Below are 16,985 nucleotides of genomic sequence, written 5' to 3'. Positions count from 1 at the left end.
ACCCTTACAGCGTTTGCTCGTCCGCTCGAAAGCTGGGCTCGTTCTCATAGTCGCGATATCTTGGCACGGGATGTCTCCTCTTTTCTAAAAACTGTTCGTCACCCCCGCGGACGCGGGGGCCCAGCGAGAGAGAAATTCTGTCGGCCTTCGGCCACTGGGTTCCCGCCTGCGCGGGAATGACGATTCTGGATGGCGATGAAACGGGCCGAAGGCCCGCAAGGGCGCCCGCCCGCCCGCAGCGATGCGACCTTCAGGTCGCGTGAGCGAGGATAGCCAAGTGAGCGGACGCGAACGCCGGCGCTTGAGGCCAAACAAGGACTCCAAAATCCCCCGGCAAGCCCATCGCCAAATGAATGACAACAGGCCCGCCGGGGGCGGGATGCTCCGGATCACTCGGTGGCGTTCCGGCATCGCCACGACCTGCCAGTCGTCGCGATAGAGAATCTGTCCGGGATCGCGGCTGCGCAGCCGGTCGATCCGCACGCCGCATTCCTCGATCAGCGCGGCGAGCGCATAGGCGTGGCCCAGCATCTCTCCTGCGCTGTCACGGAACCAGCAGACCCCGTCGCTCCACCACCGCCCCTTCGCCTTCACGCCAAAGCGCTTTGGCACCGGCAAATTGGCATTGAACCAGTCGAGCTCGCGCCGGATGCCCAGCAACGCCGGGGTCATCTCCTCACGATTCCACCACAAATCACATGCCGGTCCGAACAGACCGGGTGCGACGTGCGAACGCGTGACGGTATAGCTTCCGGGCTTCACCGGAGCGATAAAACGCAGATACATTTTGCCTGTCCTTCGCGGATGGCGCTTTGCGCGCCTCCCGAATGCGGATCAGGCGCGCGGCGTGATGGTAATGACGGTGATGTGAACGATGTTCGGGCTGCGATCAGCAGCCCGCAAGCGCGACAGCGCGCCGGTCGGTAGACCGAAGCCTAGCGAGCCGGATGGCTCGCGCCCGGCGTTTGTGGGCGCAAAACATCTAATCTGCCGGGTGGCAGTAGCATTGCAAACATATCTGCCTCCTTCGGCTCAACGCAGGGCGGGTCCATCCCGCAGCGGGGAGTGCGCCTCTAGTTGCAAATGGAACCAAATGCAAGTTTCGGCCCTGCCGCCCTCGTTTTCCTGTTGCCTTCTCATGGTGTTAGCCGGGACACCATCCCTGCCTTGCGCCGCCGCCATACTGCCGCGCCAGGCCCGCTTTCCTACTCGTCTCAGCAAGCGCTAGGCTCCGCGCCGTGTTCCGCGCCGTGCCAGCCAACCCTTGCTCTCCCATGCCTCACGGCGCTCCAGCGCGAAGGTCACACGTCCCGCGCTGGAAGGAGACACTTTTGGCCCCCAGTTTCACGGAATGGCGGTTTTTGCCCCTTGACCGTGTTCCATGTGTTCCATCCTGTAGGATTTGGCGGGGGCAGGCCGCGCTCAAAGCCGCCCATTTGCTCTCGCGCAAAGCATCTGGGCGGGGCTGTGCTATACTCGCCGCCACGAGAGAGGAGAGTAACCATGCAGAACACCACCGCCGCCGATCGCAAGAAGGAACTGCGCGAGCTGCTCGACCAGATCGCCGCCCATCCGGAAAAGGCCTGGACCGCCGAGCGCGAGCGTGTCGCGGTCTTGCAGCGGATGCTCGCCGCGCAGGAACACGCCTAGGCCCGAATGCGCCTGCGCCGTCGCGCCGGGAATTCCTTACGAAATTTGATCCAGGACAAAGAACTGGCGCGTCCGGGTGTTAGACTCGCCGCATCATCAGACGAGGCGAGAAAGGCCCTGCATGTCCGCACACACTCCGCACGAATTGCATGACGAGTTTCCGCAGGACGAGGCATTGCTTCGCCGGCTCAAGCAGGAAAACCCGCATTTTCGCAAGCTGTCCGACCGCTATCACGAAGTGAACCGCGCGGTGCACCGGATCGAAACCGAAGTCGAGCCGGCCAGTGACGAACATGCGGAGGAGCTGAAGAAGCAGCGGCTGTCGCTGGTGGACGAGATTTCCGGCCTGCTGGCCAAGGCGCGCGCTGCGGCGGGCTGATCTTTTCGTGCGGCGCCGGATGCGGCGCTGACGGGACGTGGCGCGATCGGGGGACCGCGCCACGTTTTCCCTCCCGTCATGCAGCGAGTTGTCGCTCGCTCTGACCTCGGCTCTTCCCTCAGCAAGTCCGAGCCGCTAAGCGCAGCTTTCCTATCGCACCGGAGAGCAAGCGATGAATGCCAGCAGCGACAAATCCATGCTCGCAAAGGCCGAAGTCCTGATCGAAGCGCTGCCCTATTTTCAGCGCTACGCCGGGCGCACCTTCGTGGTGAAATATGGCGGCCACGCGATGGGCAACCCCGAGGCTGCGCAGGATTTTGCCGAAGATATCGTGCTGCTCAAGGCGGTCGGCATCAATCCGGTGGTGGTGCATGGCGGCGGGCCGCAGATTGGCGCCATGCTCAAGAAGCTGGGCGTCGAAAGCACCTTCGTCGACGGGCTGCGCGTGACCGACAAGGCCACCGCGGAGATCGCGGAGATGGTCCTCTCCGGCGCTATCAACAAGGAACTGGTCGGCTGGATCGCCAATGCCGGGGGCAAGGCGATCGGCATTTCGGGCAAGGATGGCGGGCTGGTCACCGCGAAGAAGGTCGAACGGACCACCAAGGACCCTGAAAGCAATATCGAGCGCGCGGTCGATCTGGGTTTCGTCGGCGAGCCCGAGCAAGTCGATACCACCATCATCGATACGGCGGTTGCCGCGGGCATGATTCCGGTCATTGCCCCGATCGGTGCCGGAGATGACGGGCACACCTATAACATCAATGCCGATACCATGGCTGGCGCGATCGCTGCGGCGCTGGGCGCGGCGCGGTTGTTCCTGCTGACCGACGTGCCCGGCGTGCTCGACAAGCAGGGTGCCTTGCTGACCGATCTCACGCCGGGGCGGATCGCGGAACTGGAAGGCGATGGCACGATTACCGGCGGGATGATTCCCAAGCTGCAGACATGCGTGCAAGCGGTCGAGGCGGGCTGCGAAGCGGCGGTCGTACTCGATGGGCGCGAGCCGCATGCCATGCTGTTGGAGTTCTTCACCGCGCGCGGCGCCGGCACTCTGGTGCGGGCCTGATTGACGCGATAGGCTTGGGGGTAGTCCTCAGCGTGTTGCTCGGGTAATACGCAGGCGGGACGCGGAATTACGGATCGAGGAACTATGCAAGGTCTTTACGCTCTTTATCAGATTATAGAGATGCTCACGAGCGTGCTGGTGATGCTGATCATCATCCAGTTCATCATCGGCCTGCTGTTTGCGTTCAACGTGATCAGCCCGTCGAATGATTTTCTGTTGGCATTCTACAATTCGATCAATCGGCTGCTCGACCCGGTCTTGCGGCCGATCCGGAACTTCTTGCCCAGCACCGGCGCGATCGACTTTTCGCCGCTCGTATTGATCATCCTGCTCAATATCATCCTGATTATCCTGGGGAATGTGATCTACTCGTAATGACCGCAACACGTATCGACGGGAAGGCCTTCGCCGCGCAATTGCGCGATCGCGTGGGCAAGGACGCTGCAGAGTTTGAAACCAGGGCGGGCCGCAAGGCCGGCCTTGCTGTGGTGCTGGTGGGCGAAGACCCGGCCAGCCAGGTCTATGTCGGCAGCAAGGGCAAGGCGACCGTCGCTGCCGGAATGGCCAGCTTCGAGCACAAGCTGCCCGCCGATGCCAGTGCGGAAGATTTGCTGGCGCTGGTCGATCGGCTCAACAGCGATCCCTCAGTCGATGGCATTCTGGTGCAACTGCCATTGCCCGGCCACCTCGACGAGCAATCGATCATTTCGGCGATTAGCCCGGACAAGGATGTCGATGGCTTCCATGTCATCAATGCCGGGCGGCTTTCGGTCGGGCAGAGCGGCTTCGTCCCCTGTACGCCGCTGGGCTGCATGATGCTGCTGACGGACCGGTTGGGCGATCTGTCGGGGCTGGAAGCAGTGGTGATCGGCCGCTCCAACATTGTCGGCAAGCCGATGGCGCAATTGCTGCTTGACGCCAATGCCACCGTTACGATTGCGCATAGCCGGACGAAGGATCTGCCCGGCGTGGTCAAGCGCGCGGATATTGTGGTTGCAGCGGTCGGACGGCCGGAGATGGTCAAGGCCGAATGGCTCAAGCCTGGCGCAACGGTGATCGATGTGGGCATCAACCGTCTGCCGCCTGAGCCTGGGACCGAAAAGGGTAGGCTCGTGGGCGATGTCGCCTTTGACGAAGCGAGCGAGATTGCCGGTGCGATAACGCCTGTGCCCGGTGGCGTCGGCCCGATGACGATCGCAGTCCTGCTCAGAAACACGCTGGTTGCCGCCTATCGCAACGAGGGGCTGGACGTTCCCGAGGATCTCTAATCCCTTCGACAAGCTCAAGGTGACGCGCTAGTTGCCACTGATGATCAGAAGTCTAGTTCTTGGCCTCGCTGTCTTTGCCGTTGCCGCTTGTGGAGGGCCTCAGCGCCCCCGCTTGCCCGACCGGGTAATAAAGCGGGCGCTGGCCGGTGCGCCCGGCGAAGCGCAACCGAGCAAGATCGTCGCGGTCGAACTGGCTTTCGCACGAGCCGCGAAAGAGAAGGGGCAGTGGACGGCATTCCGCGAATTCGCCGGGCCAGGTGCCATCATCGATGGGCAAGGCGGCCCGATCGAGGCGCAGGACTGGCTCGCCAATCGGCAGGATCCGCCTGCGGCCGTGCAATGGGAGCCGCGCTCGATCTGGATGAGTTGCAACGGCGCTCTTGCCGTAAGCCAGGGGCGGTTTCGCGATCCAGACGGCGTAGTCGGTACTTTCGTGACCGTCTGGCAGCGCCAGTCCAATGACCAGTATCGCTGGATCTATGACACTGGCGCCCCGGACAATCCGCAGCCGCCCGCGCGCAAGCCGCTTGCGCCGCCTGAAGAGGGCGACATTGTGGTCGAAGCGATGGACGCGGTGCAGGGATTGGTTGCCGATTGCCCCAAGCGCGGCGAGGCTGTACCGGCGCCGCCCGCAATTTCGCTATCGGATGAGATCCAGCAGGGTAGCGGCATATCGCATGACGGGACGCTGCAATGGCGGTGGGAACACGATGCGGATGGCAGCAGGCGCGTGGTCGCAGAGTTCCTGCAGCGGGGAAAGTGGGTTGTTGCGCTGGATCAGCCATTTCCCGTGGCGAAGCAATAGCGGCGTGCAGGTGTCATGATCGAAATCTTCATTTCTGCCTTCATTACGCTCTTCGTCGTGATCGATCCGCCGGGTTGCGCCCCGATCTATGCGGGTTTGACCAAGGGTGCGCCGCCTGCCCAGGCGCGCAACATGGCACTGCGCGCAAGTGCGATTGCCGCGGGTATCCTGTTCGTGTTCGCGCTGTTTGGCGAGGATCTGCTCGCTGCGCTGCATATCGATCTCGACAGTTTCCGTATTGCTGGCGGGCTGATGCTGTTCTTCATCGCATTTGAAATGGTGTTCGAGAAACGCACCCAGCGGCGCGAGGAGCGGGCGGAAAGGGTTGTGGCGCAGAATCAGGCCACGCCTGAGTTCGACGATGTCTCGGTCTTCCCCATGGCGATGCCGATGCTCGCGGGGCCGGGCGCGATCGCGGCGATCATGCTGCTGATGAATGAGGCGACGGGGATTGAGCAATCGCTCGTCGTGCTTGCCGCGCTCGGCAGCGTGCTGATTCTCACTGCACTGGCGCTGATTGCGGCGGGACCGCTGATCCGGTTGCTCGGCGACAGGGTGGAGGCTGTAATCACCCGGCTGCTGGGTGTGCTGCTCGCTGCACTCGCGGCGCAATATGTGATCGATGGGCTGAAGGGCAGTTTCGGTTTGTGATCTACTGCAGTGTCACGATCTCGCCATCGTCATCATCGCGCAGGCCGTAAAACTGCATAAGCTGGATCAGCAGCTCGCACCGCGCGGCAAGACTGTCCGTTTCCAGCAATGCCTGTTTCGATGCGGCATCGAAGGGCGCGATTTGCGAGACACCGTTGATGAGCGATTGATCGTCAAGCCGCGCAACCGATTCCCAATCGACGCTATAGCCCTGCATATCGGCAAAGCGCCGAGCTTCCTGTTCGAAGCCGGCGCGCTCCACGGCTGAAAGAGCCTCGTCCTCATCGTCTTCAATCAGTTCGGCGGCGACCTGCCGGAACGGCGTCGTGACCTCAAGCTCATTCAGGATGCGGAACCTGGACTCGCCCTCAAGCACAATGTTGTAGCGGCCATCTTCCATCGCTTCGACATCGCCGATCCGCCCCACGCAGCCGATCGAATAAAGCGGCGCGCCTTCTTCGGGCCGCTGCGGCTGGATCATGGCGATCCGCCGGTCGCGTGCCAGCACATCGGAGACCAGCGCCCGGTAGCGAGGCTCGAAAATGTGCAACGGAAGCTGCAGGCCGGGGAACAGCACCGCGCCGGGCAAGGGAAAGATGGAAAGGCGTGTGCTCACATGCCCTATCCGAACAGGATCTTGGAAAGCCTGCGCCGCGTGGCGACCACCCATTCATCTTCCAGGCCAATGGCTTCGAAGATCTGCAACAGCTTGGCGCGCGCGGCGCCTTCGTTCCATTCACGATCCGCCTCGATCATGGCGAGCAATGTATCCGCGGCTTCATCACGGGCGCCCGCCGCAAATGCGGCTTCGGCAAATGCGAGCTGCTTCTCCATGTCATCCGGTGCAGCCCTGGCGGCATCGCGCAAGGCGGCCAGTTCGCTGTCATCGACCTGGCTGGCTGCAAGTTCGAGCGCGCTCTTGGCAGCTTCGATGGCGCTATCGCCGGCAAGCGCCGGATTGGCTTCCACCGCCTGCAGCACCGCCTTCGCTTCTTCCGCATTGCCGCTCTGGACGAGTGCGCGAATCAATCCGGCATGCGCCGCGGCATTCTCCGGCGCCATTTCCACGACCTGGCCGAAAATGCCCGCTGCGCGCTGCGGATCGCCTTCGGTGAGCGCGTGATCGCCCAGTGCGAGGAATTGTTCGAGATCTTCCTGCGAAGGCCCTGCCGCCGATGCATCGCCCGCGCCCGCCTCGATTGGCAGTTGTGCAAGCAACTGGTCGAGCACCTGCTTCAATTGCGATTCGCTGCGGGCGTTGGTGAGATCGGCCACCGGCTGTCCCTGGAACAGCGCATAGACTGTGGGGATCGACTGGACCTGGAACTGCGATGCGATGAACTTCTCTTCATCGACATCCACCTTCGCCAGAATCACGCCTTTCTCGGCATATTCCGTGGCGACTTTTTCAAGCACGGGGGCGAGCGCCTTGCACGGGCCGCACCATTCGGCCCAGAAATCGAGAATGACGAGCTTCGACATCGAAGGCTCGACCACATTCTTGCGGAAGCGGTCAACCGCCTTTTGCTCGTCGAGATTGAGACCCATGCTGGCCAAGATTTCTGCTCCTGTTCGGTTTCGGCGCCTGTGCGGCACCAGTGCGGCGAGTGTGCCCACCATGTGGGGCCTCGCCACTGTATGTAAAGGCGCTCGAAGGGGAGTGATAGTGCCGCCTTGCGCGGCAAATGACAAACAGGCGATTTTTCCCCTTGCCGGGGCTCACGCCCGCTGCTAATCGCGCCGCCTCCCCAGCGATAGTGCGGAATTGCCCACCATCGCGAGCGTCAGTGAGCGGGCGTAGCTCAGGGGTAGAGCACAACCTTGCCAAGGTTGGGGTCGGGCGTTCGAATCGCCTCGCCCGCTCCATTCTCCCATTCGAAAATATATGGTGATTGCCGGTCGTCGACGATTTCATGCCGTTCGTCGGATTGCCTGTAAAAGCGCTTGCATGTCCGGCCATGCGCACCTAGTTCGCGCGATATGTTATCACATTATACGAAGCGCGATCCTCTCGGCGCAGCCCGCATTCCCACTGTCATGATCTCTCGCTGTGCGCTGGCTTTCAGCCTGGCGGCCGCTCTCGGTGCTACACCGGCCGCGGCGCAGGAAGATGGCTCGCAACAGCCGGCAGAGCAGGATCAATCCGCAAGTCAGACTGACCAAGGGGCCGAAGCGGCCCAGCGCGCCGGGGCTACCCGGCAAGACGAATTCCACGGCCACTCGGATGATGCTGTAAACAACATAGTCGTTTCCGGCATCTTGCAGACGCACCGGCAGGACATGCTTTCCGGCGTCGGCCTGCTTTCGGGCTCAGACCTGGCTCAGGCCGTAAGGGCTTCGATCGGCGAGACGCTGGATCATGTGCCGGGCGTTTCTGCCACCTCCTTCGGACCCACGGCGTCGCGCCCGGTGCTGCGCGGACTACAGGGCGAGCGCGTGCGCCTGCTGACGGACGGGATCGGTTCGATCGACGTTTCCAATACCTCGGCCGACCATGCGGCGGTGGTCAATCCGCTGCTGGCTGACCGGATCGAGGTCCTGCGCGGGCCGCAATCGCTGCTCTATGGATCATCCGCCATTGGCGGCGTGGTCAATGTCATCGATCATCGCATCCCCGATGCCGTGCCCGACGAACCGGTGCATGTCGGTGCAATCCTCGGCTATGGATCAGCGGCCGAAGAGCGCTCCGCAGCCGGATCGATCGACGTCCCGATCACCAGCCAGTGGGTACTTCACGCCGATGGGAGCTATCTCAAGACTGACGACCTCAGGATCGGCGGCTATGCGCTGACTCCGGCCTTGCGCACGCAGGCGCTTGCTTCGGCGGCTCTGCCTCCCGCCGAGGGCGGCGATCCCGCATTTGCGGAGGTTGCTGCGATCCGCGGGAAACTGCCCAACACTGCCAGCGAGACCTGGACGGTGGGGGCTGGCGTCGGCTTCGTCGGTGATGGCGGCAATCTGGGTATCGCCTACAGCCATTATGACAGCCTCTATGGTGTGCCGGTCCGTTATGCCACGCAACCGGGCGAAGAGGCCGAGGCACCGCGCCTCAGCCTGTTGCAGAACCGGATCGATGCGCGTGCGGAAATCGATCCGGCAGGTGGCCTGCTCGAGAAAATCGCATTCCGCTATGGCTATGCCAATTATCGACACTTCGAACTGGAAGAGGACGGCGAAGTTGGCACTGCCTTCTATAACAAGGGGCAGGAAGCACGCCTGGAAATCACGCAGGCCAGGCGCGGGGCATGGTCGGGCGCCTTTGGCGGACAGTTCTTCATCCGCGATTTCGATGTGGTGGGCGAAGAAGCCTTCCTGCCGAAGAGTTCCAGCGCACAGGCGGGCCTGTTCACCGTGCAGCAGCTCGATTTCGACCGATTCAAGCTGGAGGCCGGTGCAAGGCTGGAACACACTTCGCATGAAGCGAAACCGCGTGACGGGCAGACGCAGTTCTTCAATGGGCGCCGCAGCTTTGACACGCTTTCCGGATCGCTCGGCGCGCTGTACCGGCTTGGCGGCGAATGGAGCGTCGGAATCAATCTTTCCAGCACCGAGCGTGCACCATCGAGCGAGGAACTTTTCGCCAACGGACCACACGCGGGGACCGAAGCGTTCGAGATCGGCAATCCCGATTTCACCACTGAGAAGGCCCGCAGCGTAGAAGCCATCATGCATGGTGCGGGGCCGGGCTATTCCCTCGAAGTTTCTGCCTATCACACCTGGTTCTCGGACTTCATCTATGAGGCGCAGACCGGCGAGATCGAGGACGGCCTGCCAGTGTTCCAGGCAACCCAGGCCGATGCGCGCTTCTACGGGTTTGAGGTGCAGGGATCGGCCGATCTGGCGAAGTTCGGAGCTGCGACGCTCACGGCAGATGGTCTGGCGGACTATACCCATGCGACAATCAAGGGCGTTGGCCCGGTGCCGCGCATCCCGCCGCTGCGTATGCTTGGCGGATTGACGCTGACTTCGCCCAAGCTGGATGTACGCGGCGAAGTCGAATGGACCAGCAAGCAGGACCGCGTCGCCGCGATAGAGACCACGACGCCGGGATTTACCATGGTCAATGCCGAAATGACCGTGCGACCCTGGGGTGACGCTTCACCGCTCAGCCTGGTGCTGTCGGCGAATAATATCTTCGACGTGAACGCGCGCCGCCATGCATCCTTCCTGAAGGATTATGCACCGCTTTCCGGCCGTGACCTGCGGATTACCGCGCGGCTTTCGATCTAGTCCACGCTCTATTCCTCGACGGCGAAGGTCAGCTCGGCGTGCTCTTCGAGCCGCCGGACCAGGTCTTCGCCGAGGAAGGAGCCAGGCGTCCCGATTCCGCCGGGCTTGCCGCAGGATAGCAGTGCGATGCCAGTTTCCGCGATCATGCGGCTGGTCGAGCCATAGCCAGGGTCGTATTTGCCCTTAACGCTGAAATGCAGGCTCTGGCCATCGAGCATTTCGGCTACGAAGAGCACGTCGTAGAAGCCGTTTTCGCGTTCTTCCTTGCTCGGTCCTTCACCCGGCTTGGGCGGCTTGGCCCCGAACGGATTCTTCATCATCTCGGCAACCGCATTGGCCGCTGCCTTGCCCGCTTCGCCCGGGCTGGTCAGGACCATTTCGTCATAAACGAAACCCTCGCCATAGGGGTGGCCGAGCAGGAAATTGGTGCGATGGACGTTCTTGGTGTTGATCGGCGCCATCACGAAGGGCGCGGCCCATTTGCCCAGTTCCTCTTCGTAATGAGGCACCATGCCGCTGGGCTGGTCGGGGCCTTCGAAACCGGGCGTAAGGCCGAAGGGGCTGCGCAGGATCGAAATCAGGCTGGGATCCTTGGCGAGCGCTTTCATGGTCTCGGTCAGGCTGGCCGCCGTCCCCCCGGAAAAGGTGCCCTGCATTGCGCGGACGCGGCCCTTGATCCGGGGCGCGGGCTTGCCGAAGCGCTTTTCGGCTTCCTTCTGCGCCATCAGCACGCCCAGATCGAATGGGATCGAATCGAAGCCGCTGGAAAAGCAGATATGCGCTCCGCTTTGCTTCGCCGCATCGCCGAACTGGTCGATCTTCTGCCGCATCCACACCGGCTCACCGCACAGATCGGCATAATCGGTGCCGGTCTTCACGCAGGCTTCGAGCAGCGCATCGCCATAGAGTTGGTAGGGCCCGACCGTTGTGATGACCACGCGTGTTCGGTTGCACATCGCCTCAAGGCTGGCGGGATCGTCCGAATCCGCAGTGATCAGGGCAGTATCGGCGGGCGCGCCGATTTCGTCCCGCACCTGTTGCAGCTTGGTGAGATTGCGCCCTGCCATGGCCCATGTCGGGCCATCGTCGCGACTGCCATAATGCTGGCCGAGATATTCGGCGACGAGGCGGCCGGTATAGCCGGTGGCGCCATAGACGATGATGTCGAACTCGCGGGATTCAATGGACATGTCGCTCTCCTTTGCCCGCCGGAATGCGCCGGGCGTGCATGAGAGTCAAAACCGCTACGGCAAGGCGGTTCCCACCAGAAGGCCCCACCGATTGCTCGGTGGGGCCTCAGGTCGGTTCAGTACTCATCGTACCGAACCTATTTGACCTGCTCCCGCTTGCCCGGCGCGAAGATCTTCTCGCGGATCTGGGCTTCGATATCCTGGCGGCATTCTTTCCGATAGCGCGGGGTGTGCAGGCTGTTGACCCTCTTGCACGAACGGCGGGCAAACTTGCGCACTTGCTGGTCGACTTTGGCAATGCCTTCGGCAGTGGCAAGCTGGGCTGGCGAATAGGTAAATTCTAGCTCCTTGGCATGCGTGACTTCGGCGAATGTGCCAAAAGTGGCGCTGATTGAGGCGATCGCGCAAGCGAGCTTGGTTACGAAACGATTGGTCATGTTCAGTCTCCTATAATTGTTGTTTCACCGTGTCTGCGGCGATGGGGAGACAATGATCGGAGAGCCGGTCTACCGATAGTTCGCGAAGCGAAGCAGGCCGCTACGGATTGCGCAGCAAGCCACTACGAATTCCGTAGCGATTGTGAAAAATGGCAGAATTCCGTATAGAACGGGCCTTCGCCATATGTGGAGAGCGATGGATTGACGGAACCTGCCAGCCATTGTCCGGCCAACAAGGCAGCCGACATGCTTGGTGACAAATGGGTGTTGCTGGTGCTGCGCGCGATGATCCTGGGCGCAACGCGTTACTCCGATTTCACCGCTGCAATCCCACGCATCTCTCCTTCGGTGCTCAGCGGGCGGCTCAAGCAGATGTGCGAGAACGGTTTGATCCTGAAGCGTGGCGAAGCTGGCCAGCAGGCGACTTACCGCCTCACCCCGTCAGGGCGAGACGCGCAACCGATCGTCGCCATGCTGTCCGAATGGGGCCTCAAATGGGCCAAGCGCAACACGCAGGTCGACCAGATCGACGTCGGCGCTACGATGTGGGATTTTCACCGTACGCTGCAACTATCGGAACTGCCCGACGGCGAGACCGTGTTCGCATTCACGCTGAACGATATCGACCGGCACAACCGCTGGTGGATTGTCGCATCGCAAGGCACGGTCGACTTGTGTGACAGCGATCCCGGCAAGCCGGTCGATCTCTATGTCAACGGACCGCTCTGCACCATGATCGAGATATGGCGGGGGGAGTCCGAGCTGGAGTCTGCGCTGCGTTCGGAAGAGATCCTGCTGACCGGTGAACCAATGGTGGCCGACAGCGCAAAGCACTGGTTCCCGATGTCGCCCATTGTCCGGGCCAAGGCGGCGGGCATGGATCTGACTGCAATGAGCTTGGGCGCAACCCCCAGCTAGAGTCTGGGCAGCGTCACTCCGCGCTGCCCCATATATTTGCCCGCACGGTCCTTGTAGCTTGTCTCGCAGCGTTCATTGCCCTGCAGGAAGAGGAACTGGCAGGCCCCCTCATTGGCGTAGATCTTGGCAGGCAAGGGCGTGGTGTTGGAAAACTCCAACGTCACATGGCCTTCCCAGCCAGGTTCCAGCGGCGTGACATTCACAATGATCCCGCATCGGGCGTAAGTGCTCTTGCCCAGGCAGATCACCAGCACGTCTTCCGGCACGCGAAAATATTCGACAGTGCGCGCGAGCGCGAAGGAATTGGGCGGGATCACGCAGACATCGGTCTTGCGGTCGACGAAACTGTTGGAGGCAAAGTTCTTCGGATCGACCACCGCGCTATCGACATTGGTGAAGATCTTGAACTCGTCAGCCACCCGCGCGTCATAGCCGTAAGAGCTGAGCCCGTATGAGATGCAGCCTTCGCGCCTTTGCGCTTCGACGAAAGGCTCGATCATGCCTTCGTCCTGCGCTTTCGCACGAATCCACTTGTCGGAAAGAATCGCCATATCCGTGTGATTCCGCACACAGGGCATTTGGGCAAGCGCGCAGACGGGTTTTCCCCGCTTTCACCTCCGGTGCGGGCTATTTGATCGGCTTGGCGCGAAGCCGCGGGTTGAGCAGCGTGATGTGGTTGAGCCACTTCTTCGGCCGCCGCAGCATGTCGCGCGGATAGTCGACCTTCAGCCCGACGATTTCAGCCATTTTCCCGACGAAATGGATGCAATTGCGCGTGTCGAGATCGTAGAACTTGCCCGGCGCATCGCGCCATGCCTTCATCTCGGCGACGATCCGGTGGTATTGCTCGTCGCTGATCGGGATGGTGAAATGGCGGTTGGTCTTCCTGAGATATTTGGGCTCTTCGATCGAAATATCCTGATAGACCGGCCCGCGCAGCACGGCGGGGCTCACCTTCTTTGCGGTGAAGCCGTAATTTTCGTGCACTGGCTCACCCGTTTCATCCAGCGTCCCTTCGAGCACGATGAAAGTGTGCGGATAACGCCCGACCAGCACCGATCCGTTGAAGCTGTGAAAGCTCAGATTCACCTGCGCCTGAAGCGGCGTAGTGAAGACAAGCGCAATGACGGCGAGACATATCGAGATCAGGCGACCCATCGGGCGGTTCCTAGCCCGATCGGCGCTTAACCTGCAAGAAGGCTTGCATTTCCTCCTGCTGCGGTGGTGTCGATGCAGACGACGCGTTCGGTCGCAAAACGTGCGACATATTGCGGTCCGCCAGCCTTCGGGCCGGTGCCTGAAAGGCCTTCACCGCCGAATGGTTGGCTTTCAACCACCGCGCCGATCTGATTGCGGTTGACGTAGAAATTGCCGACCCGCGCGCGTTCCTCGACGAAGCGCCGCACGGCATCGATGCGGCTGTGTAGGCCCAGCGTCAGGCCGAAGCCCGTCGCGTTGATATCGTCGATCACCTTTTCGAGCTCACTTGCCTTGAAGCGCGCGACATGCAGCACGGGGCCGAAATTCTCACGCTTCAGGTCGAGGATCGAATCCAGCTCGATGATCGACGGCGCGACAAAGCAGCCCTTGGCGGCTGAACGGGGTAGCTTGAGCCGCCAGACGGTGCGCCCGTCATTCTTGCGCCGCCGCGCAACATGGCGTTCGAGCGCGGCCTTGGCGTCAGGATCGATCACCGGTCCGACATCGGTCGAAAGCTGCGCCGGATCGCCCACGTCGAGCGCTTCGAACGCGCCACGGATCATCTCCAGCATACCGTCCGCAACGTCATCCTGGATGTAGAGCATGCGCTGCGCGCTGCAGCGCTGGCCCGCGCTCTGGAAAGCACTGGCGACGACATCGCGCGCGACCTGTTCGGGCAAGGCCGAGCTATCGACGATCATCGCATTCTGTCCGCCGGTCTCCGCGATGAAGGTGGCGATCGGCGCGTCGCGCGCGGCGAGAGCGCGGTTGATCGCCTGCGCCGTTTCGGTCGAGCCGGTGAAGGCCACGCCCGCGATGCGCGGGTCCGACACGATGATCTGGCCGACGTCGCCCGCGCCGGGGAGCAGCTGGAACACTTCCTCTGGAATGCCCGCCTGGTGGCACAGCCTGACTGCAAGCGCGGCAATCAGCGGTGTCTGTTCGGCCGGCTTGGCCACCACGGTGTTGCCCGCAGCGAGCGCGGCGGCAGCGGGGCCGATGAAGATCGCAAGCGGGAAGTTCCACGGGCTGATCGTGGCGAAAACGCCGCGCCCATGAAGGCTCAAGCGGTTTTCCTCACCCGTTGGCCCCGGCAGCGGCATCGATCCAGTGAACAGCCGTCGCGCTTCGCTGGCGTAATAGCGCAGGAAATCGACCGCTTCGCGCAGTTCAAGCACGGCATCGACAAGGGTTTTGCCCGCTTCGCGCTGGCACAGCGAGAGGAACTCGTCCGTATGCGCTTCAAACTCATTGGCCGCGGCTTCCAGCAGTAGTGCGCGTTTTTCGCCGCCCAGCCTATCCCAGCCATGCTGAATGGCGCTGGCGCGTGTAATTGCCAATTGCACTTCTTCAGGCAGGCTGTCGCGCCGCGTGCCGACTTCCACCGTCAGGTCTTGCGGCATGGTGATCGGTGCGGTTTCGCCCTCTTCTTCCGAGCGAAACGTCGGCTCTGCATGCCATTGGTGGCCTTCAAGCGCCTTCAGTCGCACTAGCAGCGGCTCGCGCACCAGCGGATCGGCCAGATCGACACCCGCACTGTTGGTGCGGCCAGGGAAGATGTCTTCGGGCAGGGCGATGGCCGGATTGCGCCTGGGCTCCAGCGCAGCAAGCTCGGCCACCGGATCGGTGACGAGTTCGGCCACCGGCACTTCGGCATCTGCCATGCGGTTGACGAAGGAGCTGTTGGCTCCGTTCTCGAGCAACCGCCGAACGAGATAGGCCAACAATTCCTTGTGACCTCCGACCGGTGCGTAAATGCGCACCCTGGTCTGTTTGTTCGCGCCTTCGACTGCGGCGAGCGTCTCGTAGACTTCCTCGCCCATGCCGTGCAGGCGCTGAAACTCGAACGGTTCGGTACTGCCGCCATGCTGGTCGAGCGCCTTGATTGCCCCGATGGTGTAGGCGTTGTGGGTGGCGAAAGCGGGATAGATCGCATCGCGCGCGGCCATCAGTTTCGCGGCGCAGGCGAGATAGGAAACGTCGGTCGCCACCTTGCGGGTGAAAACGGGGAAGTCCCTGTGTCCGCCAACCTGACTGAGTTTGATCTCGGTATCCCAGTATGCGCCCTTGACCAGCCGTACCATCAGTTTGCGGTCATGGCGGCGAGCGAGCTTCACGATCCAGTCGCATAACGGCGCACCACGCTTCTGATAGGCCTGGATGGCGAGGCCGAAGCCTTCCCAGCCCTGCGGCGTGCCATTGGCGAATATCTCGTCGTCGCGGACAAGCGCTTCGATGATGTCGAGCGAAAGCTCGAGGCGCTCGGCCTCTTCGGCGTCGACGGTGAAATGCATGTTCGCATCGCGCGCCTTGATTGCCAGCTCCTTCAGGATCGGCACCAGAGCGGCGGTCGCAGCCTCTGCGTGAAGGAAATCGTATTTGGGGTAGAGCGCCGAGAGCTTGACCGAGATTCCTGGCGAATTCGCAACTCCGCCTTTGGTCTCCTTCGCCAGCCGGTCGATCGCACTTGAATAGGCCTGCCGGTAGTTTTCTGCATCGGCGAAGGTCATCGCCGCTTCGCCCAACATATCGAAGCTGTGCGTCAGGCCGCGCTTGCGTTCAGGCGCGGCACGCTTGAGCGCTTCGCCAATCGTGCGACCGAACACGAATTGTCCGCCAAGGATGCGCATTGCCTGCAACACCGCCTTGCGCACGACCGGCTCGCCCAGGCGGTTGATCGTCTGCTTGAGCGTCTTGCCCATCCCGCGCTGGTGTTGCTCGGGCCGCTCGAGCACTTCTCCTGTAAGCATCAAGGAGAAAGTCGCGGCGTTGACGAAGGTGGAAGAACTTTCGCCCAGGTGCTCGCCCCAGTCGATATCGCCCAGCTTATCGCGGATCAGCGCATCTGCGGTGGCATGATCGGGGACGCGCAACAGCGCCTCCGCCAGGCACATCAGTGCGATCCCCTCTTCCGTGGCGAGCCCGAAAGTATGGAGGAAGGCGTCGATCCCGCTCGCCTTTGTCTTGCGCGCGCCTTCGATCAGCTGTGTGGCGAGCTCCGCAGCCTCGCCATGTACGCGCGTGGCAGGGCCCGCCTGCTTGAGCCGTTCCGCAACGCAAGCGTCCTCCTCTTCGCGATAGGCGCGCCGCAGCGCCGAACGGTCGATGGGGGGTGGGTTGGACACTATGAACCGACTCCGAAATAGCGACTCTAACTCGGTCGCCCTCTGGACCCGGTTTCAATTGCA

The 16,985-nt window shown here is 62.1% G+C and carries 17 protein-coding genes and 1 tRNA gene; 10 read left to right on the top strand and 8 right to left on the bottom strand.

The annotated features are described in order from the left end of the window. Positions 1-84: 84 nt before the first annotated feature. Positions 85-786 (bottom strand): hypothetical protein, encoded by a 702-nt coding sequence (locus ACQY6C_RS12300; protein WP_427969141.1) that lies wholly within the window; start codon positions 784-786, stop codon positions 85-87. A 717-nt stretch (positions 787-1,503) separates the two neighbouring features. Between ACQY6C_RS12300 and ACQY6C_RS12295 the strand changes: the two genes are divergently transcribed. The 7 genes from ACQY6C_RS12295 to ACQY6C_RS12265 all read left to right on the top strand — a co-directional run bounded on the left by ACQY6C_RS12295 (position 1,504) and on the right by ACQY6C_RS12265 (position 5,822). Continuing rightward, a complete protein-coding gene (locus ACQY6C_RS12295; RefSeq protein ID WP_427969139.1) occupies positions 1,504-1,650 on the top strand; it encodes a hypothetical protein in 147 nt (48 codons plus the stop codon). Positions 1,651-1,771: 121 nt separating this feature from the next. Beyond that, a complete protein-coding gene (locus tag ACQY6C_RS12290) occupies positions 1,772-2,029 on the top strand; it encodes a YdcH family protein (protein WP_427969137.1) in 258 nt (85 codons plus the stop codon). Positions 2,030-2,201: 172 nt separating this feature from the next. After that, positions 2,202-3,098, top strand: coding sequence for an acetylglutamate kinase (gene argB / locus ACQY6C_RS12285; RefSeq protein WP_427969135.1), 897 nt, complete (start codon positions 2,202-2,204; stop codon positions 3,096-3,098). An 84-nt stretch (positions 3,099-3,182) separates the two neighbouring features. Next, a complete protein-coding gene (locus ACQY6C_RS12280) occupies positions 3,183-3,473 on the top strand; it encodes a YggT family protein (RefSeq protein ID WP_427969133.1) in 291 nt (96 codons plus the stop codon). Further along, entirely contained in the window at positions 3,473-4,366 is an 894-nt protein-coding gene (folD, locus tag ACQY6C_RS12275) for a bifunctional methylenetetrahydrofolate dehydrogenase/methenyltetrahydrofolate cyclohydrolase FolD (RefSeq protein WP_427969131.1), read from the top strand. The genes ACQY6C_RS12280 and folD overlap by 1 nt, the downstream gene beginning before the upstream one ends. 40 nt (positions 4,367-4,406) lie before the next feature. Then, the gene (locus tag ACQY6C_RS12270) at positions 4,407-5,171 is read left to right on the top strand and encodes a hypothetical protein (protein WP_427969129.1); all 765 of its coding nucleotides are present in this window, start codon (positions 4,407-4,409) and stop codon (positions 5,169-5,171) included. Positions 5,172-5,186: 15 nt separating this feature from the next. Beyond that, positions 5,187-5,822, top strand: coding sequence for a MarC family protein (locus ACQY6C_RS12265; protein ID WP_427969128.1), 636 nt, complete (start codon positions 5,187-5,189; stop codon positions 5,820-5,822). A gap of 1 nt (position 5,823) precedes the next feature. On the opposite strand, the gene ACQY6C_RS12260 is transcribed toward ACQY6C_RS12265, so the two are convergent. Continuing rightward, positions 5,824-6,492 (bottom strand): LON peptidase substrate-binding domain-containing protein, encoded by a 669-nt coding sequence (locus tag ACQY6C_RS12260; RefSeq protein WP_427969126.1) that lies wholly within the window; start codon positions 6,490-6,492, stop codon positions 5,824-5,826. Continuing rightward, positions 6,444-7,370, bottom strand: coding sequence for a tetratricopeptide repeat protein (locus ACQY6C_RS12255; RefSeq protein WP_427969142.1), 927 nt, complete (start codon positions 7,368-7,370; stop codon positions 6,444-6,446). The genes ACQY6C_RS12260 and ACQY6C_RS12255 overlap by 49 nt, the downstream gene beginning before the upstream one ends. 243 nt (positions 7,371-7,613) lie before the next feature. Here ACQY6C_RS12255 and ACQY6C_RS12250 point away from each other — a divergent pair. Together ACQY6C_RS12250 and ACQY6C_RS12245 are read left to right on the top strand one after the other, a co-directional pair. Next, a tRNA-Gly gene (locus tag ACQY6C_RS12250) sits at positions 7,614-7,688 on the top strand. Positions 7,689-7,802: 114 nt separating this feature from the next. Further along, entirely contained in the window at positions 7,803-10,052 is a 2,250-nt protein-coding gene (locus tag ACQY6C_RS12245; protein ID WP_427969124.1) for a TonB-dependent receptor, read from the top strand. A gap of 8 nt (positions 10,053-10,060) precedes the next feature. Here ACQY6C_RS12245 and ACQY6C_RS12240 read toward each other — a convergent pair whose 3' ends face one another. Both ACQY6C_RS12240 and ACQY6C_RS12235 read right to left on the bottom strand, forming a co-directional pair. Next, complete coding sequence (locus ACQY6C_RS12240; protein ID WP_427969123.1) at positions 10,061-11,242, bottom strand: saccharopine dehydrogenase family protein; 1,182 nt, start codon at positions 11,240-11,242, stop codon at positions 10,061-10,063. 137 nt (positions 11,243-11,379) lie between these two features. After that, complete coding sequence (locus ACQY6C_RS12235; RefSeq protein ID WP_427969121.1) at positions 11,380-11,679, bottom strand: UrcA family protein; 300 nt, start codon at positions 11,677-11,679, stop codon at positions 11,380-11,382. Positions 11,680-11,880: 201 nt separating this feature from the next. Between ACQY6C_RS12235 and ACQY6C_RS12230 the strand changes: the two genes are divergently transcribed. Beyond that, complete coding sequence (locus ACQY6C_RS12230) at positions 11,881-12,597, top strand: winged helix-turn-helix transcriptional regulator (RefSeq protein ID WP_427969119.1); 717 nt, start codon at positions 11,881-11,883, stop codon at positions 12,595-12,597. Here ACQY6C_RS12230 and dcd read toward each other — a convergent pair. The 3 genes from dcd to putA form a co-directional block, all read right to left on the bottom strand. Then, positions 12,594-13,148, bottom strand: coding sequence for a dCTP deaminase (dcd, locus tag ACQY6C_RS12225; RefSeq protein WP_427969117.1), 555 nt, complete (start codon positions 13,146-13,148; stop codon positions 12,594-12,596). The genes ACQY6C_RS12230 and dcd overlap by 4 nt on opposite strands. A gap of 76 nt (positions 13,149-13,224) precedes the next feature. Next, the gene (locus ACQY6C_RS12220) at positions 13,225-13,755 is read right to left on the bottom strand and encodes a hypothetical protein (RefSeq protein WP_427969115.1); all 531 of its coding nucleotides are present in this window, start codon (positions 13,753-13,755) and stop codon (positions 13,225-13,227) included. Between the two features lie 26 nt (positions 13,756-13,781). Continuing rightward, positions 13,782-16,922, bottom strand: a complete 3,141-nt coding sequence (gene putA, locus ACQY6C_RS12215) for a bifunctional proline dehydrogenase/L-glutamate gamma-semialdehyde dehydrogenase PutA (protein ID WP_427969113.1) — start codon at positions 16,920-16,922, stop codon at positions 13,782-13,784. Positions 16,923-16,985: the final 63 nt, after the last annotated feature.

The sequence above is a fragment of the Altererythrobacter sp. genome (assembly GCF_050299635.1).
Taxonomy (GTDB): domain Bacteria; phylum Pseudomonadota; class Alphaproteobacteria; order Sphingomonadales; family Sphingomonadaceae; genus Erythrobacter.
The sequence above is the reverse complement of the archived record's forward strand: the minus strand, read 5'-3'. Positions and strand labels throughout refer to the sequence as shown.

Excerpts from the sequence above, each read along its gene's own strand:
- ACQY6C_RS12300 (WP_427969141.1), bottom strand. The coding sequence starts at position 786 with ATGTATCTGCGTTTTATCGCTCCGGTGAAGCCCGGAAGCTATACCGTC.
- ACQY6C_RS12295 (WP_427969139.1), top strand. The coding sequence starts at position 1,504 with ATGCAGAACACCACCGCCGCCGATCGCAAGAAGGAACTGCGCGAGCTG.
- ACQY6C_RS12290 (WP_427969137.1), top strand. The coding sequence starts at position 1,772 with ATGTCCGCACACACTCCGCACGAATTGCATGACGAGTTTCCGCAGGAC.
- argB (WP_427969135.1), top strand. The coding sequence starts at position 2,202 with ATGAATGCCAGCAGCGACAAATCCATGCTCGCAAAGGCCGAAGTCCTG.
- ACQY6C_RS12280 (WP_427969133.1), top strand. The coding sequence starts at position 3,183 with ATGCAAGGTCTTTACGCTCTTTATCAGATTATAGAGATGCTCACGAGC.
- folD (WP_427969131.1), top strand. The coding sequence starts at position 3,473 with ATGACCGCAACACGTATCGACGGGAAGGCCTTCGCCGCGCAATTGCGC.
- ACQY6C_RS12270 (WP_427969129.1), top strand. The coding sequence starts at position 4,407 with ATGATCAGAAGTCTAGTTCTTGGCCTCGCTGTCTTTGCCGTTGCCGCT.
- ACQY6C_RS12265 (WP_427969128.1), top strand. The coding sequence starts at position 5,187 with ATGATCGAAATCTTCATTTCTGCCTTCATTACGCTCTTCGTCGTGATC.
- ACQY6C_RS12260 (WP_427969126.1), bottom strand. The coding sequence starts at position 6,492 with ATGGGTGGTCGCCACGCGGCGCAGGCTTTCCAAGATCCTGTTCGGATA.
- ACQY6C_RS12255 (WP_427969142.1), bottom strand. The coding sequence starts at position 7,370 with ATGGGTCTCAATCTCGACGAGCAAAAGGCGGTTGACCGCTTCCGCAAG.
- ACQY6C_RS12245 (WP_427969124.1), top strand. The coding sequence starts at position 7,803 with ATGTTATCACATTATACGAAGCGCGATCCTCTCGGCGCAGCCCGCATT.
- ACQY6C_RS12240 (WP_427969123.1), bottom strand. The coding sequence starts at position 11,242 with ATGTCCATTGAATCCCGCGAGTTCGACATCATCGTCTATGGCGCCACC.
- ACQY6C_RS12235 (WP_427969121.1), bottom strand. The coding sequence starts at position 11,679 with ATGACCAATCGTTTCGTAACCAAGCTCGCTTGCGCGATCGCCTCAATC.
- dcd (WP_427969117.1), bottom strand. The coding sequence starts at position 13,148 with ATGGCGATTCTTTCCGACAAGTGGATTCGTGCGAAAGCGCAGGACGAA.
- ACQY6C_RS12220 (WP_427969115.1), bottom strand. The coding sequence starts at position 13,755 with ATGGGTCGCCTGATCTCGATATGTCTCGCCGTCATTGCGCTTGTCTTC.